This window comes from Roseateles sp. GW821-FHT09H10, assembly GCF_059415865.1.
Genome location: NZ_JBWKOB010000001.1, coordinates 709,395 through 735,095 on the forward strand (window position 1 = coordinate 709,395; position 25,701 = coordinate 735,095).

29 protein-coding genes are annotated in these 25,701 nt (G+C 68.3%); 8 read left to right on the top strand and 21 right to left on the bottom strand.

Translation table 11 applies throughout. The annotated features are described in order from the left end of the window. Genes flgF through flgB form a run of 5 tightly spaced genes read right to left on the bottom strand, consistent with a single transcriptional unit; the run spans position 1 to position 3,637 of the window. Positions 1-732, bottom strand: a complete 732-nt coding sequence (gene flgF, locus AC07OY_RS03145; protein ID WP_495041060.1) for a flagellar basal-body rod protein FlgF — start codon at positions 730-732, stop codon at positions 1-3. A gap of 22 nt (positions 733-754) precedes the next feature. After that, positions 755-2,101, bottom strand: a complete 1,347-nt coding sequence (gene flgE, locus AC07OY_RS03150; RefSeq protein WP_495041061.1) for a flagellar hook protein FlgE — start codon at positions 2,099-2,101, stop codon at positions 755-757. 30 nt (positions 2,102-2,131) lie between these two features. Then, the gene (locus AC07OY_RS03155) at positions 2,132-2,773 is read right to left on the bottom strand and encodes a flagellar hook assembly protein FlgD (RefSeq protein ID WP_495041062.1); all 642 of its coding nucleotides are present in this window, start codon (positions 2,771-2,773) and stop codon (positions 2,132-2,134) included. Positions 2,774-2,792: 19 nt separating this feature from the next. Then, positions 2,793-3,209 (bottom strand): flagellar basal body rod protein FlgC, encoded by a 417-nt coding sequence (flgC, locus tag AC07OY_RS03160; protein ID WP_495041063.1) that lies wholly within the window; start codon positions 3,207-3,209, stop codon positions 2,793-2,795. 14 nt (positions 3,210-3,223) lie between these two features. Beyond that, on the bottom strand, positions 3,224-3,637 hold the full coding sequence (gene flgB, locus AC07OY_RS03165) for a flagellar basal body rod protein FlgB (RefSeq protein ID WP_495041064.1): 414 nt from the start codon (positions 3,635-3,637) through the stop codon (positions 3,224-3,226). Between the two features lie 148 nt (positions 3,638-3,785). On the opposite strand from flgB, the gene flgA reads away from it, so the two are divergent. The 3 genes from flgA to AC07OY_RS03180 all read left to right on the top strand — a co-directional run bounded on the left by flgA (position 3,786) and on the right by AC07OY_RS03180 (position 5,357). Beyond that, on the top strand, positions 3,786-4,481 hold the full coding sequence (gene flgA / locus AC07OY_RS03170) for a flagellar basal body P-ring formation chaperone FlgA (protein WP_495041065.1): 696 nt from the start codon (positions 3,786-3,788) through the stop codon (positions 4,479-4,481). Between the two features lie 138 nt (positions 4,482-4,619). Beyond that, entirely contained in the window at positions 4,620-4,952 is a 333-nt protein-coding gene (flgM, locus tag AC07OY_RS03175; RefSeq protein ID WP_495041066.1) for a flagellar biosynthesis anti-sigma factor FlgM, read from the top strand. Between the two features lie 15 nt (positions 4,953-4,967). After that, complete coding sequence (locus AC07OY_RS03180) at positions 4,968-5,357, top strand: hypothetical protein (RefSeq protein ID WP_495041067.1); 390 nt, start codon at positions 4,968-4,970, stop codon at positions 5,355-5,357. A 114-nt stretch (positions 5,358-5,471) separates the two neighbouring features. Here the strand turns inward: AC07OY_RS03180 and AC07OY_RS03185 are convergent, their stop codons facing one another. The 8 genes from AC07OY_RS03185 to AC07OY_RS03220 form a co-directional block, all read right to left on the bottom strand. After that, positions 5,472-5,828, bottom strand: a complete 357-nt coding sequence (locus AC07OY_RS03185) for a hypothetical protein (RefSeq protein ID WP_495041068.1) — start codon at positions 5,826-5,828, stop codon at positions 5,472-5,474. A gap of 194 nt (positions 5,829-6,022) precedes the next feature. Then, positions 6,023-6,454 carry a DUF1841 family protein gene (locus AC07OY_RS03190; protein WP_495041069.1) on the bottom strand — a complete coding sequence of 144 codons (432 nt, stop codon included), beginning with the start codon at positions 6,452-6,454 and terminating at the stop codon, positions 6,023-6,025. A 22-nt stretch (positions 6,455-6,476) separates the two neighbouring features. After that, entirely contained in the window at positions 6,477-7,304 is an 828-nt protein-coding gene (locus tag AC07OY_RS03195) for an SIR2 family NAD-dependent protein deacylase (RefSeq protein ID WP_495041070.1), read from the bottom strand. Further along, positions 7,301-9,136, bottom strand: a complete 1,836-nt coding sequence (kefC, locus tag AC07OY_RS03200; protein WP_495041071.1) for a glutathione-regulated potassium-efflux system protein KefC — start codon at positions 9,134-9,136, stop codon at positions 7,301-7,303. The genes AC07OY_RS03195 and kefC overlap by 4 nt, the downstream gene beginning before the upstream one ends. Further along, on the bottom strand, positions 9,133-9,783 hold the full coding sequence (kefF, locus tag AC07OY_RS03205) for a glutathione-regulated potassium-efflux system oxidoreductase KefF (RefSeq protein ID WP_495041072.1): 651 nt from the start codon (positions 9,781-9,783) through the stop codon (positions 9,133-9,135). The genes kefC and kefF overlap by 4 nt, the downstream gene beginning before the upstream one ends. A 28-nt stretch (positions 9,784-9,811) precedes the next feature. Beyond that, positions 9,812-10,363, bottom strand: coding sequence for an outer membrane beta-barrel protein (locus tag AC07OY_RS03210; protein ID WP_495041971.1), 552 nt, complete (start codon positions 10,361-10,363; stop codon positions 9,812-9,814). Positions 10,364-10,425: 62 nt separating this feature from the next. Continuing rightward, a complete protein-coding gene (locus AC07OY_RS03215) occupies positions 10,426-11,808 on the bottom strand; it encodes a sensor histidine kinase (RefSeq protein ID WP_495041073.1) in 1,383 nt (460 codons plus the stop codon). Between the two features lie 71 nt (positions 11,809-11,879). Next, positions 11,880-12,539, bottom strand: coding sequence for a response regulator (locus AC07OY_RS03220; protein ID WP_495041074.1), 660 nt, complete (start codon positions 12,537-12,539; stop codon positions 11,880-11,882). A 92-nt stretch (positions 12,540-12,631) separates the two neighbouring features. Between AC07OY_RS03220 and AC07OY_RS03225 the strand changes: the two genes are divergently transcribed. Together AC07OY_RS03225 and AC07OY_RS03230 are read left to right on the top strand one after the other, a co-directional pair. Then, positions 12,632-13,087, top strand: a complete 456-nt coding sequence (locus AC07OY_RS03225; RefSeq protein WP_495041075.1) for a MaoC family dehydratase — start codon at positions 12,632-12,634, stop codon at positions 13,085-13,087. Positions 13,088-13,142: 55 nt separating this feature from the next. Beyond that, on the top strand, positions 13,143-14,048 hold the full coding sequence (locus AC07OY_RS03230) for a DUF808 domain-containing protein (protein ID WP_495041076.1): 906 nt from the start codon (positions 13,143-13,145) through the stop codon (positions 14,046-14,048). Between the two features lie 10 nt (positions 14,049-14,058). Here the strand turns inward: AC07OY_RS03230 and AC07OY_RS03235 are convergent, their stop codons facing one another. Genes AC07OY_RS03235 through AC07OY_RS03250 form a run of 4 tightly spaced genes read right to left on the bottom strand, consistent with a single transcriptional unit; the run spans position 14,059 to position 17,403 of the window. After that, a complete protein-coding gene (locus AC07OY_RS03235) occupies positions 14,059-14,904 on the bottom strand; it encodes a segregation and condensation protein A (RefSeq protein ID WP_495041077.1) in 846 nt (281 codons plus the stop codon). Between the two features lie 2 nt (positions 14,905-14,906). After that, complete coding sequence (locus AC07OY_RS03240) at positions 14,907-15,107, bottom strand: DUF3460 family protein (protein ID WP_495041078.1); 201 nt, start codon at positions 15,105-15,107, stop codon at positions 14,907-14,909. Positions 15,108-15,135: 28 nt separating this feature from the next. Continuing rightward, positions 15,136-17,181, bottom strand: a complete 2,046-nt coding sequence (gene metG, locus AC07OY_RS03245; RefSeq protein WP_495041079.1) for a methionine--tRNA ligase — start codon at positions 17,179-17,181, stop codon at positions 15,136-15,138. 39 nt (positions 17,182-17,220) lie between these two features. After that, positions 17,221-17,403, bottom strand: a complete 183-nt coding sequence (locus tag AC07OY_RS03250) for a hypothetical protein (RefSeq protein ID WP_495041080.1) — start codon at positions 17,401-17,403, stop codon at positions 17,221-17,223. A 589-nt stretch (positions 17,404-17,992) separates the two neighbouring features. On the opposite strand from AC07OY_RS03250, the gene minC reads away from it, so the two are divergent. Genes minC through minE form a run of 3 tightly spaced genes read left to right on the top strand, consistent with a single transcriptional unit; the run spans position 17,993 to position 19,971 of the window. Then, positions 17,993-18,844 (top strand): septum site-determining protein MinC, encoded by an 852-nt coding sequence (gene minC / locus AC07OY_RS03255; protein WP_495041081.1) that lies wholly within the window; start codon positions 17,993-17,995, stop codon positions 18,842-18,844. 37 nt (positions 18,845-18,881) lie between these two features. After that, positions 18,882-19,697: a septum site-determining protein MinD gene (gene minD / locus AC07OY_RS03260; protein ID WP_495041082.1), complete on the top strand. Its 816-nt coding sequence runs from the start codon at positions 18,882-18,884 to the stop codon at positions 19,695-19,697. Positions 19,698-19,710: 13 nt separating this feature from the next. Beyond that, entirely contained in the window at positions 19,711-19,971 is a 261-nt protein-coding gene (gene minE / locus AC07OY_RS03265) for a cell division topological specificity factor MinE (RefSeq protein WP_495041083.1), read from the top strand. 230 nt (positions 19,972-20,201) lie between these two features. On the opposite strand, the gene AC07OY_RS03270 is transcribed toward minE, so the two are convergent. The 4 genes from AC07OY_RS03270 to AC07OY_RS03285 all read right to left on the bottom strand — a co-directional run bounded on the left by AC07OY_RS03270 (position 20,202) and on the right by AC07OY_RS03285 (position 25,699). Then, the gene (locus AC07OY_RS03270) at positions 20,202-20,444 is read right to left on the bottom strand and encodes a VF530 family protein (RefSeq protein WP_495041084.1); all 243 of its coding nucleotides are present in this window, start codon (positions 20,442-20,444) and stop codon (positions 20,202-20,204) included. Then, complete coding sequence (locus AC07OY_RS03275) at positions 20,441-21,031, bottom strand: 1-acyl-sn-glycerol-3-phosphate acyltransferase (RefSeq protein WP_495041085.1); 591 nt, start codon at positions 21,029-21,031, stop codon at positions 20,441-20,443. The genes AC07OY_RS03270 and AC07OY_RS03275 overlap by 4 nt, the downstream gene beginning before the upstream one ends. Before the next feature lie 124 nt (positions 21,032-21,155). After that, positions 21,156-22,550: an efflux transporter outer membrane subunit gene (locus AC07OY_RS03280; protein WP_495041086.1), complete on the bottom strand. Its 1,395-nt coding sequence runs from the start codon at positions 22,548-22,550 to the stop codon at positions 21,156-21,158. Then, complete coding sequence (locus tag AC07OY_RS03285; RefSeq protein ID WP_495041087.1) at positions 22,547-25,699, bottom strand: efflux RND transporter permease subunit; 3,153 nt, start codon at positions 25,697-25,699, stop codon at positions 22,547-22,549. Before AC07OY_RS03285 ends, AC07OY_RS03280 begins: the two co-directional genes overlap by 4 nt. Positions 25,700-25,701: the final 2 nt, after the last annotated feature.

Genomic DNA, 25,701 nt, shown 5'->3' on the forward strand with positions numbered 1-25,701 from the left:
TCAGGTACTCCCGAGGAGTTTGGCCGATTGCTGGCCTTGGGTTTGTGCGATTTGCAGCAGCTTCATCTGCTGCTCGAACTGGCGGCCGGCGGCGATCATGGCGACCATGGTCTCGACCGGGCTGACGTTGCTGCCTTCGAGGGCCCCGTCCTGCAGACGCGCTGCCGCATTCGCGGGCAGATCACCGTCGGCGGCGCGGAACAGGCCGTCGTCGCCGCGCGTGAGCTGGTTGGCCGCCTCGGGCGTGACCAGCTTGAGCCGGCCCACCGTCGTCGGCTTCTGGTTCGGCGCCTTGGCGCTGATGGTGCCGTCGCTGCCGATGGCCACCTCGCTGTTGGGCGGCACGTTGATGGGGCCGCCGTCGCCGAGCACCGGCATGCCGTTGCGCATGACGAGCAGGCCTTCGGCGTTGACATCCAGCGAGCCGGCGCGGGTGTAGGCCTCGGTGCCGTCGTTGGCCTGCACGGCCAGCCAGGCGTTGCCTTGCATGGCGACGTCGAGGTTGCGGCCGGTCGGCGTCAGCGGGCCCTGGGCATCGTTGTAGCCGACCGTGGTTTCCAGCGCGAAGGCGCGCGTGGAGGCGCCATCGCCGCGCACCGGCACGGCGCGAAAGGCCTGCAGCTCGGCGCGAAAACCGTTGGTCGTGACATTGGCGAGGTTGTGCGAGAGCACGTCCTGCCGCTGCATGGCCGCCTTGGCGCCGGCCATCGAGAGGTAGATCATGCGGTCCATCGCGCGTCCTCGCCTTCAGCGCTCAGCGGAGATTCACGATCGTCTGCAGGACCTGGTCCTGCGTCTTGATCGTCTGAGCGTTGGCCTGGTAGGCGCGCTGGGCCGTCACCATGTTGACGAGCTCGGCGGTCAGGTCAACGTTGCTTTCTTCCAGCGCGCCGGACTGCAGCGCGCCCATATTGCCGTCGCCCGGCACGCCGACGACCGCGTCACCCGAGGCGACCGTGCGGATCCAGACGTTGCCGCCCATGGTCTGCAGGCCCTGCGGGTTGCGGAAGTTGGCGAGCTCGACCTGGCCTGCGGGCTTGCTCTGGCCGTTGGAATAGCGGGCCTGGACGACGCCGTCGTTGGCGACCTGGATGCCGGTCAGCTGGCCGGGTGCATAGCCGTCCTGGGAAAGGTTGGTCACCGCGAAGCTGCTGCCGTTCTCGGTCGCGCCGGTCAGGTCGAGCTGGATATTGGGGATGGCCAGCGTCGGGTTGCCGCGCGTGCTGGTGCCGGCCGGCACAGGCATGGTGATCGTGCCGGGCGGCGTCGTCGCGCTGCCGGCGATGCCGGAGGGCGCGCCGCCCGTGGGCGGGAAGGTGACGGTGGTGTAGGGGATGGTCGGGTTGCCGTTGGCATCCAGCGGGATGGCGTTGCCCGAGGCGTCGGTGTCAAAGGGCGTGCCATTGGCCGTCGCGTAGACGTTCCAGACATCGTTGGGCGGCACGGCGCCGCTCGGGTCGGTGGCGCGCTGGAAGTAGAAGGTCACGGCGACGTCCTGGCCCTTGGCGTCGTAGACGGTCATCGACGTCGCGTTGTTGTAGGTCGTGCTGTCCTTGAGGTCCATGCCGGTGCCGGTACCGCCGCCGGGGGCAGTGGCCTTCAGGCGCGAGTCGAGGTTGAACTCCATCGAGACCTTGGTCGTCACCGCCGGCGGGATACCGCCGGTGGGCAGGGACAGCGGCTGGGCCGTGCCCGGCTGGATGACGCCGGCGCCGTTGGCCGGATAGCCCATCAGCTTGAGGCCGTCGTTGTTGACGATGAAGCCGTCCTTGCTGACCTTGAACTGGCCGTTGCGGGTGTAGCGCGTCGGGTTGACGCCGTCGCTGACCTGGAAGAAGCCGCCGCCGTTGATGGCGAGGTCCATGGGGTTGTCGGTCGTCGTGATATTGCCCTGGGTGAACTGCTGGGCCACCGATTGCAGCGACGTGCCGATGCCGATCTGGTTCGCCCCGGCACCGTTCAGCGCGGCGGCGTAGACGTCGGAGAACTCGGCCCGCGAGCCCTTGGCGCCATAGGTGCCGGAGTTGGCGATGTTGTTGCCGATGACGTCCAGGTTCTTGGAGGCGGCGTTGAGCCCGGAGAGGCCTTGCTGGAAGCTCATGGGGAGTCCTTGCTGTCGTGCGGTAGGAGATCAGTTGACCGAGGAGACGGCCGTGTAGTCCACGGGGCCGAGGCGTTCGAGATTCAGCTTGAGGCTGCCGTTCTCGCTGTAGACGGCTTCCACCTTGTCGTGGGCGTAGAGGGTCGACGTGACGGGCTTGGCGCCGTTGGTGGCCGTGATGCGGTACTTCAGCTCGGTGCCGTCGGCTGCCTTGCTGCCGGCGGGCCAGGAGAAGGTCTGGCGGCCGGAACCCTGGGCGCCCAGCTGCACGGTGTCGATGACGTTGCCGGCACCGCCGAGGATCTCCAGCTTCACGGTCTGGGCGGCGCCGTCGAGCTCGTAGCTGCCCTCGGCCACGCCGGCCTGGACCTGGATCTTGTCGCTGGGCACGCTGACTTCGCGGCCCACCAGCGAGATGGACTGCAGGGCCTGCATCTGGCCGAGCTGGCTGCCCAGGCCCTTGATGCTGGTGTCCAGCGTGGACAGGCTCGTCACCTGCTGGATCTGCGCCATCTGGCTCGTCACCTGGGCGTTGTCCATGGGGTTGAGCGGATCCTGGTTGTTCATCTGCGCGACGAGCAGCTTCAGGAAGCGGTCCTGGGTCTCGGCGGCGTTCTTGGCCGAGGTGGTCGGCGTCTGCGTCGTGCTGCCGTTGAGTGCGGTGATGTCCATGGCGGGCTTTCTTCAGCGGTCAGGACTGGCCGAGTTGCAGCGTCTTGAGCAGCAGGCTCTTGGCCGTGCTCATGACTTCGATGTTGTTTTGGTAGGAGCGCGAGGCCGAGATCATGTTGACCATCTCTTCCACCGGGTTCACGTTGGAATAGGTCACATAGCCCTCGGCGTCGGCCTGCGGATGCTTGGGGTCGTGGATGCGGCGGCCAGGGGTCTGGTCCTCACTGATATTGGTCACGCGCACGCCGGCGCTGCCGCTGTCGTTGCCCGCACCCATCAGCTGGGTCTGGAAGACGACCTGGCGCGCCTTGTAGGCCTGGCCGTCCGGGCCGGCCACGGTGTCGGCATTGGCCAGGTTGCTGGCCACCACATTGAGGCGCTGGCTCTGGGCGCTGACCGCGCTGCCGGCGACGTGGAAGATCTGGAACATCGACATGGCTCAGTCCTCCGTCAGCCCTGGTTGTGCGACTTCATCGCGTCCAGCGTCGTGCGCACCGAACCGTTGATGAAGCGCAGCGTTGCTTCGTACTTCACCGAGTTGTCGGCGAAGCTGGCGCGCTCGCGGTCCATGTCGACGCCGTTGCTGTCCAGGCTGGTCTGGGACTGCATCGCGTACTCCTTGCCGCTTTCGCCACGCGCACCGGCCAGCGGGGCGATATGGCCGCGTTGGGTGGTCTGCATCGCACCGTTGGTGGCGATTTCGCCGGTGGCCTCGCGCAGGGCCTTGGCGAAATCGATGTCGCGGGCCTGGTAGCCGGGCGTGTCCGCGTTGGCGATGTTGCTGGCGAGCTGGCGCTGACGCTCCGCCCGCAGCGTGAGCGCCTGGGTCTGGAAGTTCAGCGTGTCGGTGAGTCGGTTCAACATCTTGGGGGCCTCTTTCGAGGTGCAGGGCCGGGATGGCTCTTCTCGCAAATTGTCTGAAGCAGGCCTGAAAACATGAGCGGGATAAGCCGGGCCAAAGCCGCTCAATTCCGACCTAGAGATGGCAGCCCCTTTCCCTAGAGTGCTGCCCATGCTCCGTGCCACCCTGCTCCTCGCCTGCCTGCTTGCCGCTTCGGCCAGTGGGGCGCAGACCGTGCTCGATCCGGCACTGCTGGAGCGCGTGCGTGTGCTGGCCGAGACGGCCGCCCGTGCCGCAGCACCGCCCAATACCCGCGTCGCCGTCGAGATCGGCGCGCTCGACGCCCGGCTGCGCCTGGCGCCCTGCCAGCAGGTCCAGCCCTATCTGCCGCCCGGCATGGCGGTCTGGGGCAAGAGCCGCATCGGCCTGCGCTGCACCGACGGCGCAGCGCGCTGGAATGTGACGCTGCCAGTGCGCGTCGCCGTCTTCGGCCGCGCGGTCGTCGCCAACGGCCCGCTGCCGGCAGGCGTGAATTTGTCTCAAGATCAGTTGGCCCTGGCCGATATCAACATCGCAGCCGAGCCCGGCGCCGTCTTCACCGACCCGGCCCTGCTGATCGGGCGCACACTCGCCCGGCCGCTCGGCGCTTCGGAGGCCGTGCGTGCGCCGGCGCTGAAGTCGCGCCAGTGGTTTGCCGCCGGAGAGACCGTGCAGGTCCGCGTGGCGGGTGAGGGATTTGCCGTCGCCTCCGAGGCCCAGGCCCTGTCGGCCGGCATCGAGGGCCAGGAAGTCAGGGTGAGGTTCGAGAGTGGCCGCATTGCCAGCGGTCGGGCCGTCGGCGAACGCCGGGTGGATGTGCTGTTGTGAGCAAACTGCCACGAATCGCTACAACTGGCCGGAAAAACAGGCCAGTTCCCGCTCAAGTTCCTAGGCTCCGGGCCGATACAGGGGGAAACTCCCCTGCAATGCCCTCTGCGGGGCCCGCCCCGCACCCTGGAGAAGCTCATGAAGATCGGTAACAGCCCTGACGGCACCGCCAGCCCGCCCAAGGCCGAGCGTCCCGCCTCGCGCAAGCCCGAGGCCGCGTCCACGACCGACATCGTCCGCCAGACCGCTCAGGCCGCCACCTCGGCGCCCAGCGCCCAGGTCGAGATTTCCAGCACCGCCAAGCTCGCTGCCACCCAAGGCAATGACGACGGCAGCTTCGACGCCGCCAAGGTCGCCCGCATCTCCCAGGCCATCAGTGAGGGGAAGTTCACGATCAACGCGAACGCCATCGCGGACAAGTTGGTCTCGAATGCGCAAGAATTGCTGGACAGCCGCCAGAACAAGCACTGAGCAAGCACCGAATCCATGACTGCCATCGCCCCGCCCACCCTTGGCGCCGAACTTGAACAGCCTTTGCTGGCTGTCGAGGCCGCGCTGAACCAGCTCGGCGACGCGCTGGCCCGCCGTGACGCGGCGGCCATCGAGCAGCATGCCGCCGAATTGCACCAGCACCTGGCCCGCGCCGTGCAGAGCTTCACCGAAGCTGCCCGCACCGGCAGCGTGCCCAGCGCGCTGCGCAACCGCCTGGTGCGTGCCGGCGGCCTGCTGGCAGCGCAGCGCGAGGCGCTGGCCCGCGGCAACGCTTCGTTGGACCGTGCCCTGGACGTGTTGATTCCGAGCGAACCCACCGGCCTTTACAGCGCCGGCGGCAAGGCTGAGCGCCGCAGCGTCGGCGGCGGCAGCTTCCAGGCCTGATCGGCTCCCCAACAAGAAAAGCCACCCGCGGGTGGCTTTTTTGTTGCCCCTTCGCCGGGGCTGGCAAAGGAAAAGCGGCCCTCGGGGGCCGCTTGTCGTTGTCGCAAGGCCGGCTTACTTGGCAGCCAGGGCGGTGGCGCGGCGCACGACCGGAGCCGGGAAGTCACCCAGTTCACGGGCGGCGTTCTCGCCATGATCGGCGGCCAGGGCGGCCGTCGTTTCGGTGCGCATTTCGGTCGCCTTGACCGTCAGGATGGCCTGGCGGGGCAGCGTGACGGTGGCGACAGCGGCGCTCTTGGCAGCAGCCGGCTTGGCCGTTTCGATGCCCTTCTCGCCCTGGATGGCGGCCAGTTCGCCGCTGTTGCGGGCGGCGACGAGGTCGGCGATGACGGCCTCGCGGGTGGTTTGGGCAGAGGCGGCGCCGGCGGCGATCAGCAGGGCGGCGGCGAAGACGGTAGACAGCTTGCTCATGATGATTTCCTTCACTTTCCTTGGCGGGTCATTCCGCCTGGTTTGCTTGGGCATCGCGACCGCGGTGTCCATGGGCTGAACTTTAGGAAAGGTGACTCAGTAGAAACACCAGTGCCAGAGCAATGCGTCGTTCTTGAAAAGAAAACAATCGACGGCCGTGAAAATCCGTCGTGCTGAAAAGTGAGCGAATTGGCTCAGCGGGTGGCGGCCTGGCGGACCTTGTCCAGGTAGACGTGGCCGTCCGGCGGCAGGCCGCTGCGCTGGGAGGCCCAGATCATTTCGCCCAAGGCCTCCATGGCCACATGGTGGGCTTCATGGCGGGAATTGCGCTTGGCAGACAGCAGGTCCACGGCCTGGCGGATGCCCGAGGGCTGGTCGATGGCGTGCTGCTCGGTGATGGTCAGGTGCATCGACAGGTGCAGGAAGGGGTTGGTGCGACCTTCTTCCACCGTGTAGACCTTTTCCAGCGCCGCCGCCTCGTCGGCGAGGTCCTCGTGGTACTCGGGATGCTCGGCGATCCAGTCAGCGGCGATGGCCTCCATCGGGATCAGTGGGGCGCCGTCGCGCCACTTGCGGTAGGTGGCGCAGAAGAAACGGCGGACTTCGAGCTGGGAGGGAGCGAACATGCGGCGATTGTCGCCGCCGGGGTCAATCCAGCCGGTGCGACAGGGCTTGCAGGGCCTCCCGCGCGCCCATGGCGAGACCGATGCCCACCGATGCGGCAACCTCGGGCTCGCGCGGGTTCAGGCGCAGGATCTGCCCGCCATGGTGAGCTGCCACCTGCTGGCTGAAACGGCGCACCGAGGGCACGGCGGTGCCCGCGCCGATCTCGACGACGAGAGGACGCCCGGCAAGCGCCAGCCAGCGCGCGAGGCGGGTCTCCTGGGCGTCGTAGCGGTCGCCCACCCAGCCCCAGTCGCTGAACATCAGCAGATTGGGTCGGGCCAGTTCGCCGCAGCCGGGGCAGCTGGGCAGCTCGCCACGCCACCGGCATTCGGCCTCGTCGACATCGGGATCGAGGCCATCGGCCGACCAGGGCGCCCGGCCGCAGCCGGCCAGGCATTGCAGCCAGTGCAGGGAGCCATGGCATTCGTGGATGAGTGCCGTGTCGTAGCCGGCCTGCTGGAACTGGCCGTCGACATTGCTGGTGAACACAGCCAGGCCCTGCGGCATGCGCTCGCCCCACTGCTTCAGCAGCGCGAAGCCGGCATGCGGCCAGGTGCGGCGGTACAAGGCCAGGCGATGGCCATAAAAGCCCCAGGCCAGGCGCGGGTCGCGCTCGAAGGTGCGAGGAGAGGCGACGCTGGTGAAGTCCAGGTTCGCGCGAGCGAGGGCCGGGTAGGCCCGCCAGAAGCCCTCGCGGCCACGGAAGTCGGGCAGGCCGGAGTCCACGCCCATGCCGGCGCCGGCCGCGACGACGAGGGCATCGGCCTGGGCGATCAGCGCGGCGGCGTCGGCCAGCGCCTGTTCGTTCATGCGTCCTGCTTGTCCCAGCCGCCGCGCTGAGCCTTGCGGTGAGCGTCCTCGGCCTCGCGCTCGGCGGCCATCAGCTGCTCGAACTGCTGGCGGCCCAGTCGCGCGGCGGCCACCAGGGCGCCTTCGTCGCCCTGCAGCGGCACCATGGTGTTGAGCACGTCGATGTTGTGGCGGCGAAAGCGCATGGCCTGGCGGCGCGCGGCATGCGGCTCCATGCCAGTCAGCTCCAGCACGCTGCGCGCGCTCATCAGTGCCGAATCGAAGGTCTCGCGTTCGATGTGGCGCACGCCGGCTTCGTGCAGCTGGTAGTAGTGCTGCACATTGCGCGCGCGGGCAACGACGGTGAGCTGCGGGAAATGCTCGCGCGCCAGCTCGGCGATCTCGACGCTCTGGGCGATGTCGTCGATGGCGATGACGAGGATGCGGCCGGTGGCCGCGCCGGCGGTCTTCAGCATGTCCAGCCGCGTCGCGTCGCCGTAGTAGACCGTCCATTCGAAGCGGCGCAGGCTTTCGATGGCCTCGGAGTCGTGGTCCAGCACCGTTGCCTCCAGCCCGTTGGCGCGCAGCATGCGGGCGACGACCTGGCCGTAGCGGCCGCTGCCGGCAATGATGATGGGCGAGGGCGGCGGCGGCGCGGCCTCGGCGCGCTTCTTGATGCCGCGGCGGGCGAGCTTCTGCGACATCAGCCGGTCGCCGCCGGTCAGCAGCAGCGGCGTCAGCGCCAGCGACAGCGCGATGGACGCCACCAGCGCCGAGTTCTGCGCCGCATTGATCATTCCCTCGCCCTGGGCGAGCTGGAAAACGACGAAGCCGAACTCTCCACCCTGCGCCAGCAGGATGACGAAGGCCGGGCGCTCGACGAGCGGAATCTTCATCGCCTTGGACATCAGCACCAGCACGAAGATCTTGCAGACCAGCAGCGCCGTCACCAGCGCCATCACCAGGCCCGGCTGGGCCGCCACGGACTTGAGGTCCAGCCCCATGCCGACGGCGATGAAGAACAGGCCCAGCAGCAGGCCCTTGAAAGGCTCCAGGTCGGTCTCCAGCTCGCGGCGGTATTCGCTTTCCGCCAGCAGCACGCCGGCGAGGAAGGCGCCCAGGGCCATCGACAAGCCGACTACCTGCATCAGCGCCGCCGTGCCCAGTACCAGCAGCAGCGCCGCGGCCGTGAAGATCTCGGGCGTCTTGCTCTGGGCGATCCAGCGCAGCGCCGGGCGCAGCAGCAGGCGGCCGCCGAACACGATGACGACGATGGCGCCGATGGCCTTGGCCGCCGCGATCCAGGTCTTGCCGTCGCCGTCGTCATGCGCGCCGCTCAGCGCCAGCACGGGCACCAGGGCCAGCACGGGGATGGCGGCGATGTCCTGCAGCAGCGCGACGGACAGGATGCTTTCGCCGGCCGTCGTGCGACCCAGGTTGCGCTCGGCCATCACGGCCAGCGCCACGGCGGTGGACGACATCGCCAGCCCCAGGCTGACGACGACCGTCAGCCGCCAAGGGAGGCCCAGCGCCAGGCCCACCGCGGCCAGCGCCGCCGCGCAACCCAGCAGCTGCACGCTGCCCCAGCCGAAGATGGGCCGGCGCATGGCCCACAGCCGCTTGGGCTCCAGCTCCAGGCCGACGAGGAAGAGCATCAGCACGACGCCGAGTTCGGCGACCTCGGGGATGGCGGTCGATTCGGGGACCAGCCCCAGCACGGCCGGGCCGATCAGCAGGCCGGCGACGAGGTAGCCGAGGATGGAGCCGAGCCTGAGATAGCGGGCCAGCGGCACCGCCAGCACGGCGGCGGCGAGAAAAACCAGCGGCAGTTGCAGCCAGGCACCGTGGCTCATTGAGCACCCCCGATCGTCGAGAACATCGGCGGCCTCTCATCCAGGCCGACGGCTTCCTCGTCGCCGACCTCGGGCGCCGCGAGGTCATGGCACCACTCGGGGTAGTGCGCCAGCCGCTTCACGAACAGCTCGGCATGGGCCGTGATCTCGGCATCCGTCGCACGGTGGGCGGCGTGCAGGATCTGCGGCGGCAGGTAGTGCATGCCGCAGGTCTTGGCCGACTGCTGGTAGGGCAGCAGGAATTCCTCGATGGCATGGTGGTTGTGCCCGCCCGGCGCATAGGCCTCGGCGCCACCGCCCGTGGAAGCCACCAGCCAGAAGTCCTTGCCGTGCAGGGCCGTGCCGCCCGGGCCGTAGGCCCAGCCCAGGCGTGGCACCTCGTCCAGCCAGAGCTTCTGCAGGGCCGGCATGCTGTACCAGTAGATGGGGTGCAGCATGACGACGAGCTGGGCGGCTTCCAGCGCGCGCTGTTCGGTCTCGATGTGGATGTGGAAATCCGGGTAGAGGCGGTAGAGGTCGCGCAGCTCGACCCGATCGGCCACCGGCGAGGCGCGCAGCGTGTCGAGCACGGTGCGGGTCGCGTGGGAGCGGGCCAGGTCGGGGTGGGCGGCGAGGACGAGGATGTCGCGGGCGGTACTGTCAGGCATGGCCCGCGAGGTTAACTTGCCCGCCGGGCTAGAACTTGAAGGCCAGCCCCACTTCCGCCTTCTGCTGCGTGAAACGGTCGCCATCGCTGCGGCGCGAACCGTAGCGGTTGTATTCGATGGTGGCGGCCAGCTGCGGTGTGAGCTTCCATTCCAGGCCGCTGCCGAACATGGGCCGCACGAAGGACTCGCGATCGCTGTGGCCCAGCGAGTCGCTGGCCTTCAGCCGGTTCACGGCCAGGCCGACCTTGCCGAAGAGCGCGAAGGAATCGCCGAGCGGTCTGCTGGCCTTTGCGGCCAGGTAGACGACGCTGGTGGACAGCTTCAGCTGGTAGCGAGACCCTGGAGTGGGATCGGCGGCGTGGTAGCTGCCGAAGGCGCCATAGCCCAGCTCCGCCGCCCAGGTCGGCGTGAACTGCATCCCGGCGTACAGCTTCACGGCGCGCGGGTTGTTGTCGTTGGAAACCTCGCGGCCGTTGATGCGGAAGTTCGCCTCTCCGGGCGTGGTGAGGTTGAAGCCGGCATAGGGATCGGCGGCTTGCGCGGGAAGGGCGGCCAGCGCGGCAACGGTGAGGAACAGCACAGCTTTCAAACAGGACTCCGGTCGGTGGTGGAAGTGACCGGGCCATTGTTGAAAGCCGTGGCTTAAGGGATGCCCAAGACGGTGGCGGGCAATTGCAGTTCGAAGCGCGCGCCGCAGCCACCCGGCCGTGGGAGGCCGTCGACCAGCGTGACCTGGCCGCCCAGCCGCGCGGCGGCCTGCGCCACGATGGCCAGACCCAGCCCGCTGCCTCGCACCTCATGCCCCGCACCGCGCCAGAAACGCTCGAAGGCCAGCGTGCGGTCGGCCGCTGCGATGCCCGGGCCGTCGTCGGCCACCGCCAGTCGCGGGCCAGCGGGCGTGAGGGCCAGGCTCACCTCGATGCGGCCGCCGCGGCCCACATAGCGCAGTGCGTTGTCGAGCAGGTTCTGCAGCACCGACTGCAGGGCCAAAGTGTCCAGGCGCACCGGCAGCTGGTCCGGCGCGTCCAGGGCCAGCTCGATGCAGCGTTCACGCGCCACGCCCGCCTGCTCGGCCAGCCGCTGCGCGCAGAAATGCGCGAGGTCCAGGGTGTCGGGCGCGGTGGGTTGCTCGTTGTCGAGGCTGGCCAGGTCCAGCAACTGGCGCGACAGGTGGGCGCTGCGCGCGATGGCCTGTTGCAGCCCGGTGGCGGCGGTCGTGCGCGCCTGGTCGTCACCGGCGTGCACGAGGGCGTGGGTCTGCGTGGCAACGACGGCCAGCGGCGTGCGCAGTTCGTGCGCGGCCTCGTGCACGAAGGTGCGTTCGCGCGCGCGGCGCTGGCGCAGGCGCAGCAGCAGCGCGTCGAAGGCCTGTCCCAGCGGGCGCAGCTCGCGATAGCGCAGGTCGGCGCCCAGCGGCGCCAGATCCTGCCGCAGGTCCAGGGCGTTCAACTGGCGTGCAAGGCGGCGCAGAGGGGCCAGGCCTGTGTAGACAGCGATCCATAGCGGCAGCAGCATCAGCGGGAAGCCCACCAGCAACTGCATGCCGAGAGCCCCGCTGGCAAAGCCGAGCAGCTGCGCGCGCGACAAGGCCGGCTCGGCCAGCCGCAGCGACCAGCGCGGCCCGTCCTGGCGGTAGGTCCAGTGCGTCTTGCCGTCTATCGTTTGTTCGCCGACACCCGGCTTGACGACAGCGTCACCCGGTGCGGACGTGTAGACCTGCTGGCCATTGTGGTCCAGCAACTGCACCCGCAGCGGGCCGGTCGTCATCCTCAAGCCTGCACGCAGCCCGTTGATGTAGCGGGTGTGGCCATCGAGCACGCGGGCGGCCAGCGCAGCGTCATCGATCTCCTCCAGCCCCGCGGCGAGCTGCCGGCCCAGTTGGCGCACGCCCGGATCGGTAGCCAGCTGGTGCTGGATGTCCAGCTGGTCGTCCACGAGCAGCAGTATCGAGCACAGCGTGAAGGCGATCAGCAGCGCGAAGATCAGTCGGCGCGTCAGCGTCGGCTGCAGCCAACCCGAGGTCATGGATGCACCCTTCGCGCTGCGCGCTGTCCCGCCGAGCGGGAGCTGAGCCCCTTGGGGCGGCCGGGCGGGGCTCATGCGCATGCCAGCCAGTAGCCCACGCCGCGCAGCGTGCCGATGCGGTCCGCGCCGATCTTGCGGCGCAGATTGGCCAGGTGCACCTCCAGCGTGCCGAACTCCATCGGCTCGCCGAGCGGCGCCAGGCGCTGCGCGAGCTGGTGCTTGGCGACCACGCCGCCACGTTCCCGCGCCAGTTCCAGCAGCAACTGGTATTCGCGTGGCGACAGCGCCAGCTCCATGCCCGCCAGCAGCGCGCGCTGGCGGCGCGGCTCTATGGTGAGGTCGCCCAGGGTCCACTCATCGCTGGCCTGCTGGGCGCAGCGCCGCAGCACCGAGCGCAGCCGCGCGATCAGCTCGGGCATTTCGAAGGGCTTGACGACATAGTCGTCGGCGCCGACGTCGAAGCCGGCGAGGCGGTCCTGCAGCGCGGCGCGCGCGGTGATGACGATGACTGGCACCGTGCTGCCCTGGCGGCGCCAGCGGGTCAGCAGCTGGCCACCATCGCCGTCGGGCAGGGTCTGGTCCAGCAGCACGGCGTCCTGTGCAGCGGGGTCGAGCCGCGGGGGCGCATCATGGGCGCGACGCAGCCAGAGGCTGCTGTGTCCTTCGGCGTGCAGGGCGGCCTGCAGCGCGGCGCCCAGGTCGAGGTCGTCCTCGATCAACAGAATGTGCATGGGAAAAGGGTGGCGATGTCGCCTGGGCTACGGTCGGGCGGGGCGCGCGAGGTTAACGTGGCCGCTTGACCGCTCCACTCCGGCCCCTCCGAATGCGCATCTTCGAGACCCTCGCCGATCTCCAGGCCCTCACCGGCCAGCCCCTGGGCCACAGCGACTGGATCACCGTCGACCAGGACCGCGTGAACGCCTTCGCCGAGGCGACCGAGGACCGGCAGTGGATCCATGTCGATCCCGAGCGCGCCAAGGCCGGACCGTTCGGCGCGCCCATCGCGCATGGCTTCCTGACGCTGTCGCTGATTCCGTACTTCTTCGAGACCGGCTTTGCGGTGCGTGAGAGCCGCATGGTGCTGAACTACGGCCTCAACAAGGTGCGCTTCACCAAACCGGTGCCGGTGGGCAGCCGGCTGCGCGCGGCCTTCAAGCTGCTGGCCATGGAGGAGGTGGCGGGCGGCGCCACGCAGCTGACCGTCGAGGTGGCGATTGAGGCCGAGGGAGCCTCCAAACCCGTCTGCATCGCGGAGAGCCTCGCAAGACATTACCGGTAGAGGGGCTTGAGCGGATAGCATCGCGGCCGTTCCAACGACCGCTTCCTTGCCCGCCATGGCCTCCAGCCTGCTTGTCCTTCTCGACGACATCGCCACCATCCTCGATGACGTGGCGGTGATGACCAAGGTCGCCGCCAAGAAGACGGCGGGCGTGCTGGGCGATGACCTGGCGCTGAACGCGCAGCAGGTCACCGGGGTCAATGCCGACCGCGAGCTGCCCGTGGTTTGGGCCGTGGCGGTGGGGTCGCTGATCAACAAGGCGATCCTGGTGCCGGCCGCCCTGGCCATCGCGGCCTTCGCGCCGTGGGCCATCACGCCGCTGCTGATGGTCGGTGGCGCTTTCCTGTGCTTCGAGGGCTTCGAGAAACTGGCGCACAAGTTCCTGCACAGCAAGGCCGAGGACGAGGCCCATCACGAGGAGCTGGTGCAGGCCGTCGCCAATCCGCAGGTGGATCTGGTCCAGTTCGAGAAGGACAAGATCAAGGGCGCCATCCGCACCGACTTCATCCTGTCGGCCGAGATCATCGTCATCTCGCTGGGCACCGTGGCTGGCGTGTCCTTCCAGAGCCAGCTGGCCGTGTTGGTGGCCATCTCGCTGGTGATGACCGTGGGTGTCTATGGCCTGGTGGCCGGCATCGTGAAGCTGGACGACGCGGGCTTGTGGCTGTCGCAGCGCGCCAGCGCCGCTGCGCAGGCCTTGGGCCGCGGGCTGCTGGCGATGGCGCCGTGGCTGATGAAGAGCCTGTCGGTGGTCGGCACCGCGGCGATGTTCCTGGTGGGCGGCGGCATCCTCGTGCATGGCATCCCTGCCCTGCATCACGTCGTCGAGCATTGGCTGGCCGGTCAGTCCTGGGGCGTGGCGGCGCTGATCGAGAACGCCTCCAACGGCCTGGCGGGCGTCATTGCCGGCGCCCTCGTGCTGGCCGCCTGGACGGCGGTGCAGAAGCTGCGCGGCAGGTGATCGGCCGGGATCAATTGGCCGAGTAGGCCAGCCTCACATAGATCGGCGCGAAGGCCTCGGCCTGCGTGATCTCCAGCAGGCGTTCCTTGGCCAGCTCCAGCATCGCGATGAAGGTGACGACGAGGACGGCCTGGCCGCGGGTGACGTCGAACAAGGCCTCGAACTCGACAAAGCGCTGACCCTGCAGCCGGCGCAGCACGATGCTCATGTGCTCGCGCACCGACAGCTGTTCGCGGCTGATCTTGTGGTGCTGGTTGAGCTTGGCGCGCTTCAGGATGTCCAGCCAGGCCTCGCGCAGGTCGTTGGTGTCGACGTCGGGGAAGCTCGGCGTCAGCGACTGCTCGATATGGATCTGGGCGCGCAGGAAGTCGCGGCCCAGCTGCGGCAGGCGGTCCAGCCGCGCGGCGGCCAGCTTCATCTGCTCGTACTCCAGCAGGCGGCGCACCAGCTCGGCGCGCGGGTCCTCGACTTCCTTGCCGTCCTCGCTCTTCTTGGGCGGCAAGAGCATGCGCGACTTGATCTCGATCAGCATCGCGGCCATCAAGAGGTATTCGCTGGCCAGCTCGAGGTTGTGCTTGCGGATCTGCTCGACATAGCTCAGGTACTGGCGCGTCACGTCGGCCAGCGGGATGTCGAGAATGTTGAAGTTCTGCTTGCGGATCAGGTAGAGCAGCAGGTCCAGCGGCCCCTGGAAGGCTTCCAGGAAGACCTCCAGCGCATCCGGCGGGATGTAGAGGTCCAGGGGCATCTGGAACAGCGGCTCGCCATACAGGCGAGCGACGGCGACCGTGTCGACCGTCTCGGGCAGGTCGGAAAGGCCAGGCTCAGCGTGGCTGGCTTCGTCAGCCACCGGCACGGTCAGGACTTGGTCTGGTAGACGTAGGGCTGCTGGGCGACGCGGGCGTCGTCGAAGCCGGCCTGGGCGCTGCGGTCCTGTTCCTTGTCCCACAGCAGGGCGCGGCCGGCGCGCTGCTCGGCCTCCAGCGTCGGGCGCTGGGCCTTCAGTTGCTCGATGAAGTTCGTGACTTCGGACTTGTAGGGCTTCCAGAACAGCGGCATGGCGGGGTCTTGTCGGTGAAGGGCGGGATTATCGGACACGCATGCCGGGTTGGGCGCCCACATGGGGCTCGAGCACGAAGATGCCGGGGTGGGCCTTCTCGTCGGCGTGGCCGGCGGCCAGCACCATGCCCTCGCTGATGCCGAACTTCATCTTGCGCGGTGCGAGGTTGGCGACCAGCACGGTCAGCTTGCCCTCCAGCTCCTCGGGCTTGTAGGCACTGCGGATGCCGCTGAAGACGTTGCGCATGCGGCCCTCGCCGGCGTCCAGCGTCAGGCGCAGCAGCTTGTCCGAACCTTCGACCAGCTCGGCCTTGACGATCCTGGCGATGCGCAGGTCGACCTTGGCGAAGTCGTCGATCTTGATCTCGGCGGCGATGTCCTCGCCGCCGGGCACGACCTGGGGCGCCGGCGGTGCTTCGAAGAGCTGCTCGACCTTGGCCAGGTCGACGCGCTGCATCAGGTGCTGGTAGGCGCCGATCTGGTGGCCGCCGAGGGCGCGGGCGCTGTCGCTCCACTGCAGGGGCTCGACCTTCAGGAAGGCCTCGACCTGGGTGCTGAGTGCCGGCAGCACCGGCTTCAGATAGATCGTCAGCAGGCGGAAGGCCTCGATGCAGACGCTGCAGACATCGTGCAGGGCGGCGTCCATGCCTTCCTGCTTGGCCAGTTCCCAGGGCTTGTGAGCGTCGACGAACTCGTTGACCTTGTCGGCCAGGGCCATGATCTCGCGCAGGGCCTTGCCGAACTCGCGGGTCTCGTAGAGCTCGGCGATCGCGCCGCTCTGGGCGCGCAGCGTATCCAGCAGCATGCGGCCTTCCACGCCGAGGTCGGCGCTGAGGCGGCCGTCGAAGCGCTTGGTCAGGAAGCCGGCGGCGCGCGAGGCGATGTTGATGAACTTGCCGACCAGGTCGCTGTTGACGCGGGCCGCGAAGTCCTCGGGGTTGAAGTCGATGTCCTCGACCTTGGCATTGAGCTTGGCGGCGATGTAGTAGCGCAGCCATTCCGCGTTCAGGCCCAGGCCGAGATACTTCAGCGGGTCCAGGCCGGTGCCGCGGCTCTTGCTCATCTTCTCGCCGCCGTTGACGGTCATGAAGCCGTGCACGAAGACGTGGTTGGGCGTCTTGCGGCCGCTGAAATGCAGCATGGCCGGCCAGAACAGCGTGTGGAAATAGGTGATGTCCTTGCCGATGAAGTGGATCTGCTCCACCGCTTCATCGGCCATGAAGGCGTCGTAGTCCTTGCCGAGCTTGCCGAAGTAGTTCTTCAGCGAGGCCAGGTAGCCAATGGGCGCGTCCAGCCAGACATAGAAGTACTTGCCCGGCGCATCCGGGATCTCGATGCCGAAGTAAGGCGCGTCGCGGCTGATGTCCCAGTCGCTGAGGCGGTTCTTGCCCTCTTCGTCCGGCTCGAACCACTCGCGGATCTTGTTCAGCACCTCGGGCTGCAGCCGGCCGGCGTCCTGGGTCCACTGCGTCAGGAAATCGACGCAGCGCGGGTCGCTCAGCTTGAAGAAGTAATGCTCGCTGGTCTTGAGCACCGGCGTCGCGCCGGACAGCACCGAGTACGGATTCTTCAGCTCGGTGGGCGCATAGACGGCCCCGCAGACCTCGCAGGAGTCGCCGTACTGGTCCTTGGCGCCGCACTTGGGGCATTCGCCCTTGATGAAGCGGTCCGGCAGGAACATGGACTTGGCCGGATCGAAGAACTGCTCGATGGTCTTGGTCGAGATCAGCTCGTTGTGGCGCAGCGAGAGGTAGATGGCCTTGGACAGCTCGTGGTTTTCCGGGCCGTCGGTCGAGTGCCAGTTGTCGAAGCTGATGTGGAAGCCGTCCAGGTATTGCTTGCGGCCGGCGGCGATGCCAGCCACGAACTCCTGCGGCGTCTTCTGGGCCTTCTCGGCCGCGATCATGATGGGCGCGCCGTGGGCGTCGTCCGCGCAGACGAAGTGCACCTGCGAACCCGCCATTCGCTGATACCGCACCCAGATGTCGGCCTGGGTGTACTCCATGATGTGGCCGATGTGGAAACCGGCGTTGGCATAGGGCAGTGCGGTGGTGACGAAGAGCTGGCGGGGCATGTGCGCGGGAAGCAGGGCTGGCGGGCGGAACTGCGGATTCTAGGTTTGCGGATCGCTGGGAGGGGCCGGGTCGGCTGCGGCCTCGCCGTCGGCTGGCGCCTCATCCTGTGCGGTGGCGTCGTCAGGCTTGCCGCTGAGCTTGCGCTGGCGCTTCTCTTCGGCCTTGCGCTTCTTGGCCAGCTCACGCTGGCGCTTTTCATAGCTGTAGTTCGGGGTAGCCAAATGGACTCTCCTTGTGTGGCCGGCCCAATGTAGCTTGCGGCAGCGCCCGCAGCGCGCCCAAGTTGCAGCCGAAAGCTCCACAGCGCATCAAGGACCGCGCTTAAGTCACTGATTTGTAACGCTTCTGAAAGCTATCCACCGACTCTGTGGAAAACTTTGTGGAGAACCCCCCTGCATCGCGGCCAAGCCCTTATGGAATGCGGGTTGTCTTAGCTTGCCTCATTTCTAGGCAGTCGCGGAGCGGCTATATGAATCAATAACTTAGCTTCATACCTCGCGGAGCCCACGGCGCAGGGGGCATGAGGCCTGGCGGGGCTTGACGCCTTCCAGATTTGGGGATAAGTCAAGCCGCCAAGTGCAGATGTCACGGGTTGGAATGACATTCCGATGCGCTTTGTCCCCGTCCGCTGTGGACAAGTCTGTGGGCTGGCTGACGACAGCGGCGCTAAGTGCTTGATCGGCCACCGTACCGACTGGTCTGCCTGCTTTTGAGGCGGTCTCCAACTGGGCTCTGGGGGCAGTCCCCAAGAAGTGCGCGTGAGGCCGGCGGCTAAACTCGCGGCCTTTTGAGCGGGGCGACAGCGGGGCAATGGCGGATTTGACGAGGGAAAGCGGCGGGCGCGGCAAGAGCGCAGCACGCACCGGCACTTTCGAATTGAAATCGCGCCGCTTCAGCCTGCTGGGCCTGGTGCTGCACAGCGCCGACATGGCCGAGCTGGCCGCCGACTGGGCCCAGCGTGCCGGCGCTGGCGGCTTCGAGCATGAACCTGTCGTCATCGACCTGAGCCAGTTGGAGCGCGCCCCGGCCGCGGCGACTGAAGCGGTCGAAGGCCAGGCGCCGCTCGCGCTGGACGGTCCGGCGCCCGTCGACCTGAAAGCCATCGTGGAACTGCTGCGCGACAGCCAGCTGCAACCCGTGGCGGTGGCCGGTGCGACGGCCGACGAACTCGCCCTGGCCCACGCGCTGGGCCTGGCCGATGCGGCCGACGAGCCCGCGGTCGAGCGTGGCGCCGCTGCGGCAGCGCCCACCGAAGTCGTGCGCGAGGTGGTGCGCGAGATCACCGTCGAGAAGATCATCGAGAAGCCCGTTCCCGTTGCAACGCCGGCGCCGACGATGGTGGTCGACAAGCCGCTGCGCTCCGGCCAGCGCATCTATGCCAAGGGCGGCGATCTTGTCGTGCTGGCCCTCGTCAACCATGGCGCCGAAGTCATCGCCGACGGCAGCGTGCATGTCTACGCCCCGTTGCGCGGCAAGGCCATCGCCGGTGCGCGCGGCGACACGTCGGCGCGCATCTATGCCCACAGCCTGGAAGCGGAGCTGCTGTCGATTGCCGGCATCTACCGCACGACGGAGAACCCGTTGCCGCCCGAGGTGTCCGGCAAGCCGGCCCAGGTCTATCTCGATGGCGAGAAGCTGCTGATGCAGCCGCTCGCTCTCTGACGCCCCCGATTGAACTGAACGAACAGGAAAGCTCCAGATGACCAAGATCGTCGTCGTCACCTCCGGCAAGGGCGGGGTCGGCAAGACCACCACCAGCGCGAGCTTCGCCACCGGCCTCGCCATGCGCGGCCTCAAGACCTGCGTCATCGACTTCGACGTCGGCCTGCGCAACCTCGACCTCATCATGGGCGTCGAGCGCCGCGTCGTCTATGACCTCATCAACGTCGTCAACGAAGAGATCAAGCTCACGCAGGCCCTGATCAAGGACAAGCAGCTCGACAAGCTCTACATCCTGGCCGCCTCGCAGACGCGCGACAAGGATGCGCTGAAGCAGGAAGGCGTCGAGCGCGTGCTGAACGAGCTGAAGGCGATGGAGTTCGACTACATCGTCTGCGACTCGCCCGCCGGCATCGAGACCGGCGCGCTGATGGCCATGCACTACGCCGACGAGGCGCTGGTGGTGACCAACCCCGAGGTCTCGTCGGTGCGCGACAGCGACCGCATCCTGGGCATGCTGAGCAGCAAGACCAAGCGCGCCATCGAAGGCGGCGATCCGGTCAAGGAGCACCTGCTCATCACGCGCTACAACCCGAATCGCGTCGAGGGCGGCCAGATGCTGAGCCTGGACGACATCCACGAGATCCTGCGCACGCCGCTGATCGGCGTCATCCCCGAGAGCGAGAGCGTGCTGCAGGCGTCCAACCAGGGCACGCCGGCCATCCATCTGCAGGGCACCGATGTGGCCGAGGCCTACAAGGACGTGGTTGCGCGCTTCCTCGGCGAGGACAAGCCCATGCGCTTCACCGAAGCCGTGAAGCAGAACTGGTTCAAGCGCGTCTTCGGCGCCAAGTGATGGGGGCCGCGCAATGGGATTCCTGAACTTTTTCCTCGGCGAGAAGAAGAGCTCGGCCAGCGTCGCCAAGGAGCGGCTGCAGCTCATCCTCGCGCACGAGCGCAACGGCCGCAGCAGCAGCCCCGACTATCTGCCCCAGCTGCAGAAGGAGCTGGTGGCGGTCATCAGCAAATACGTGTCGATCAACCCCGACGACATCAAGGTCCACATGGAGCGCCAGGGTGACCTGGAAGTGCTCGAGGTGAAGATCGAGTTGCCCGAGGCGGCGAAATGATGCCCCTCGCTCAGCCTCGCCGCACTGGACGCGGGCGAGTCTGATCGGTCTTGCAGACCGCGCTGCGGCAGTGCCGCAGCCCTTCGGAAGGCACAAGACACCCACTGGGCGTCTTGTGTCCGGCCTCAGCCCCCGAGGGGACGGCGATGCATGCGGCATTGAGCCGCAAGCACATCGCCAAGGCGGGCCGGCTCGGGAACGGCCCGGCGCTCGGCCCGAAGTACAGGTCGCTAGTTCGCGGGCTTCGCGTTGCGCGCCTGCTCGCGCCGCATGAAGAGGTAGAGGCTCTCGACCTTGGCGCGGGCCCAGGGCGTCTTGCGCAGGAACTTCAGGCTGGATGCCACGCTCGGATCGATGCGAAAGCATTTGATCTCGATGCGTTCACCCAGCTCGCGCCAGCCGAAGTAGGCGACCAGCTCGGTCACGATGGCCTCGAGGGTGAGGCCGTGCAGGGGATCTTTGCTGCCGTTCATTCGTGCGTGAATTGACTCGCGTTCTTGCCCTTGTACTGGGCGTAGTAGCGCTTGATCTCGGCCATGTCGGCGTCCACGTCGCCGGTGGGCCTGAAGATCGGCCCGAGGCCGACGAGCTTGCGCGGGTAGTCCATGTGGGCCATGACGATGGGCAGCTTGGCCGTGACGGCGATCCAGTAGAAGCCCGTCTTCCAGTAGATGGTCTTGCTGCGCGTGCCCTCGGGCGGCACGATGAGCTGCACCGGGCCGTCGGCGGCCACCAGGGCCGCGGCCGAGGCGGCCACCAGGTTGTTGGACTGGCTGCGGTCCACCGGGATGCCGCCCAGCCAGCGCATCAGCCCGCCGAAGGGGAACTTGAAGATCGAGGCCTTGCCCATCCAGTAGGGCGTCAGGCGCAGCGCAAAGGCGGTGAACAGCGTGTAGGGCAGGTCCCAGTTGCTGGTGTGGGGCGCGGCGATGAAAACGCTCTTGCGCGCCTCGGGCGGCAGGCTGCCCTGGACGGTCCAGCCGGCCAGCCGCAGCCAGGCGATCGACAGCCCGCGCAGCACGGTGCTGACCCCGGGTGTCGTGAAGATGGTTCGGTGCATGGCCGTGATTGTCCCGTTTCAGGCCCTGACCTCCATCCGGGGCGGCACAAGAAAAGCCTTGTTGTGCCAACGACTTGCGGCTTCAGCGGTCGCGCGGGGCGGGTTCGATGGCCGCTGCGCCGCATCAGCCGCCGGACGGCGTCCACCGACCGCCCAGCGCGCGCAGCAGCGTCACGCGATTGGCCTGCTCGATCTGGCGCAGCGACACCAGGCTCTGCTGCGCGCTGGCCAGCTGGCGCTGGGCATCCAGCAGTTCCAGCTGGCTGCTGCCTCCCAGGCGATAGCTTTCCTCGGCGAACCTCAGGGTTTGGGCGGCGGCGGCGAGCTGGGCCTGCTGGGCTTCCAGGCGTTCGGCCAGCCCGTCTCGCACCGCGAGCGCATCGGCCACCTCGCGGAAGGCCGATTGCAGTGCGCCCTCGTAGTTGGCGATCGCCTGGCGGCGGCTGGCTTGGCTGGCCTCGACCTGGGCCGCGCGGGCGCCGCCGTCGAACAGCGGCAGGTCGAGCTGGGGCAGCAGGCTCCAGAAGCCGGTGCCGCTCTTGAACAAGCCGTCCAGCTCCGGGCTGCGCGTGCCGGCGCTGGCCGTCAGCGTCAGGCGCGGGAAACGCGCGGCGCGGGCGGCGCCGACGTCGAAGGCCGCGGCCTGCAGCTGCTGTTCGGCGGCGCGCAGGTCGGGGCGCTGCAGCAGCACCTCGGCCGGCAGGCCGGCGGGGACGGCGGGCAGGGCGGTCAACGCCTGCAGGTCCTGGGCCGTGGGGACCAGGTCGTCCGGCAGCGGCTGGCCAGCCAGCAGTTCGAGCTGCAGGCGCGCCTGCGTCACGGCGCTCTGGGCGCGCGTGGCCTCGCCGCGGGCGGCCTCGAAGGCGGTGCGGGCGCGGGCACTCTCCAGGCCGGAGGCCGCGCCGAGCCGGTGGCGCTGCTCGGTCAGCGAGAAGGTGCGCTGCTGGCTGTCGCGCAGCTGCTCGGCCAGGGCCAGGCGCTGCTGCTCGGCGGCCAGGGCCAGCCAGGCATTGCTGACCTCGGCGACCAGGCTCAGGCGGGCGCTGCGCTGCGTCTCCTGCTGGGCCAGATAGCGCGCCAGGGCCGCGCCTTCCAGGCTGCCGAGGCGGTTGAAGAGGTCGATCTCGTAGGCGGCCAGGCCCAGGTTGACGGCATAGCTGCTCGCCGTGGGCCCGCCGGCGGCGCGCTGGCGGCTGGCGGAGGCGCCGGCGTTGATGTCGGGGATGCGGTCGGCCTCGGTGATGCGGTGCTGCGCGCGGGCGCGCTCCACGGCCGCGGCGCTCGCGCGCAGGGGGCGGTTCTCCACCAGCGCGATGCCGACGACCTTGCGCAGCCGCTCATCCGCAAAGAAGCCGTCCCATTCGTTCGCGGTATCGGTGTCGATGTCGATGGGCGTCATGCCCAGCCGGAAGTCCTGGCGCAGCTGCGGCGTGGCCTGGCCGGTCGGAGGCACGAGGCTGCCGCAGCCGGTCAGCAGCAGGCAGGCCGAGGCCAGCAGGCTCAGGTGAAGGCGCTTCATGCCTGCACCTCCTTCACCGGCGCCGCGGGCTTGGCCTTGTCGCGCGTGAAGCGCCGCTTCACCCACAGATAGAACAGCGGCACGAAGAAGATGCCCAGCACCGTGGCGCTGGCCATGCCGCCGAGCACGCCGAAGCCGATGGCGCGCTGCGAGCCCGAACCGGCGCCGCTGGAATAGGCCAGCGGCAGCACGCCCATCATGAAGGCCAGCGACGTCATCAGGATGGGCCGCAGGCGCTGCTTGCTGGCCAGCATCACGGCTTCAGCCAGGCCCATGCCGCGGGCCAGCAGGGTCTGCGCGAACTCGACGATCAGGATGGCGTTCTTGGCCGACAGGCCCACCGTCGTCAGCAGGCCGACCTGGAAGAAGACGTCGTTGTTCTGCCCGCCCAGATGGCTGGCGATCAGCGCGCCGAAGATGCCCAGCGGCACCACCAGCATCACGCTGAAGGGCACCGACCAGCTCTCGTACAGGGCGGCCAGGCACAGGAAGATGAAGAGCACCGAGACGGCGTAGAGCAGCGGCGCCTGGTCGCCCGACAGGCGCTCCTGGTAGCTGCGGCCCGACCACTCGTAGCCTATGCCCGGCGGCATCTCGGCGAGCACCTGCTCCATGGCCTTCATGGCGGCGCCCGAGCTGACGCCCGGCGGCACGTCGGCCTGGATCTCGTAGGCCGAGCTGCCGTTGTAGCGCACCAGCTGGCGCGGGCCGTTGATCCAGCTGCTCGACGCGAAGGCGGCGAAGGACACCATCTGCCCGGCGTTGTTGCGCACGAACCAGTTGTTGATGCTGTCCGGCGCGGCGCGGTAGGCGCCTTCGCCCTGCACCAGCACGCGCTTGACGCGCCCGCGGTCGATGAAGTCGTTGACGTAGGCGCCGCCCAGCGCGATGGACATCGTCTCGTTGATGACGGTGGGCTGCACGCCGAGCACGCCGGCCTTGTGGTCGTCGATGGTGATCTGCAGCTGCGGCGTCTCGGTCAGGCTGTTGGTGCGTGTGCGGCTGAGTTCGGGGTGCTTGTTGGCCAGCTCGATGAGCTGCTCGCGAGCCTCGACCAGCTTCTCCTGGCCCAGGCCGCCGAGGTCCTGCAGGAAGAGCTGGATGCCGGCGCTGCCGCCCAGGCCGCGCACGGTCGGCGGCTGCACGATGAAGATGCTGGCGTCGCGGACGCTGCGGCCCAGCTCGCGCGTGAAGCGTTCGGCCAGCGCGCCGGCCGCCTGTTCAGGCGCCTTGCGCTCCTTCCAGTCCTGCAGGCGGATGAAGCCCTGGCCCGAGCCCTGGTCTCCGCCGGCGCCGCGCACCACGTTGTAGAACAGCACTTCCTTCTGCTCCGCCAGATAAGCCTCCAGTTGCTGCATCACCACCTCAAGCCGCTCGCTGGTCGCGCCGGGCGCCATGCGGACCTGGATCTGCAGGCCGCCCTGGTCCTCGTCGGGCAGGAAGGAGGTCGGCAGGCTCTTGTACATCCAGGCCATGCCGGCAATGACCGCCAGATAGACCGCGAAGCTGCGCACGCCGCGCCGGCTCATCCATCCGACGCCGCGCACATAGCGCTCCGTGAAGGCGTCGAAGCGGCGGTTGAAGCCGCCGAAGAACCAGTCCAGCTGCCGGCCGAAGGGCCCGCCGTGCGCCGCGTGCTCGCCCTTGTGGACGGGCTTGAGCACCGTCGCGCACAGGGCCGGCGACAGTGTCATCGCCACCAGCACCGACAGCACCATGGCGCTGACGACGGTGATGGAGAACTGCCGGTAGATGATGCCGGTCGAACCGCCGAAGAAGGCCATCGGGATGAACACCGCCGACAGCACCACGGCAATGCCGACCAGCGCGCCGGTGATCTCCTGCATGCTCTTCTTGGTCGCCTCCTTGGGCGAGAGGCCCTCCTCGCGCATCAGGCGCTCGACGTTCTCCACGACGACGATGGCGTCGTCGACGAGCAGGCCGATGGCCAGCACCAGGCCGAACATCGTCAGCGAGTTGATCGAGAAGCCCGCCACCGCGAGCACGCCGAAGGTGCCCAGCAGCACCACCGGCACGGCGATCGCCGGCACCAGCGTGGCGCGCAGGTTCTGCATGAACAGATACATGATGGCCACCACCAGCAGGATGGCCTCGATCAGCGTCTGCACCACGCCCTTGATCGACACGCTGATGAAGGGCGTCGTGTCGAAGGTGACCGTGGCCTTGTAGCCCGGCGGGAAGAAGGGCTCCAGCTCCTTGATCTTGGCCTTCACCGCGTCGCCGGTGGCCAGGGCGTTGGCGCCGCTGGCGGGAAAGATCGCGACGCCGGCGGCGGTGCGGGCGCTGGAGCGCACATTGGTCGTGTAGCTGTCGCGGCCGAGTTCGACGCGGGCCACGTCGCCCAGGCGCAGCGCCGAGCCGTCGGCCTGCACGCGGATGACGACGTTCTTGAACTCCTCCGCCGTCGTCAGCTTGGAGCGTGCCGTGATGATGGCCGTCAGGCGCTGGCCGGCCGGTGCCGGCAGGGCGCCAATCTGGCCGGCCGAGACCTCGGTGTTCTGCTGCAGCAGGGCGGTGCGGATGTCGCCGGGCACCAGGCTGTAGCGCTGCAGCTTCAGCGGATCCAGCCAGATGCGCATCGCATAGCCGGAGCCGAACACGTTGACATCGCCGACGCCCTCGACGCGGCTGATGATGTCGACCAGGGTGCTGTTCAGGTAGTCGCCCAGGTCGGAGGAACTGACCGCCGGGTCGTCGCTGGTCAGCATCATCACCATCAGGAAGTCGACGCCCGACTTGGTGACGCGCACGCCCTGGGCCTGCACCGCCTGCGGCAGCCGGCTGATGATGGACTGCACCTTGTTCTGCACCTGCACCTGGGCGGTGTCGGGGTCGGTGCCGGCAATGAAGGTCAGCGTGGTGCTGGCGAAACCGGCGGCGCTGCTCGTCGATTCGATCGACAGCAGGCCGTCGATGCCCTTCAGGCTCTGCTCGACGATCTGCGTCACCGAGTCTTCGATGGCCTTGGCGGAAGCACCCGGATAGCTGGTGTTGATGGACACGCGCGTGGGCGCGATGTCGGGATAGCGCTCCAGCGCCAGCTTGTGGATGGCGCCGGCGCCGGCCAGCATGATGACGATGGCGATGACCCAGGCAAAGATGGGCCGTTCGATGAAGAACGCGGCCATGG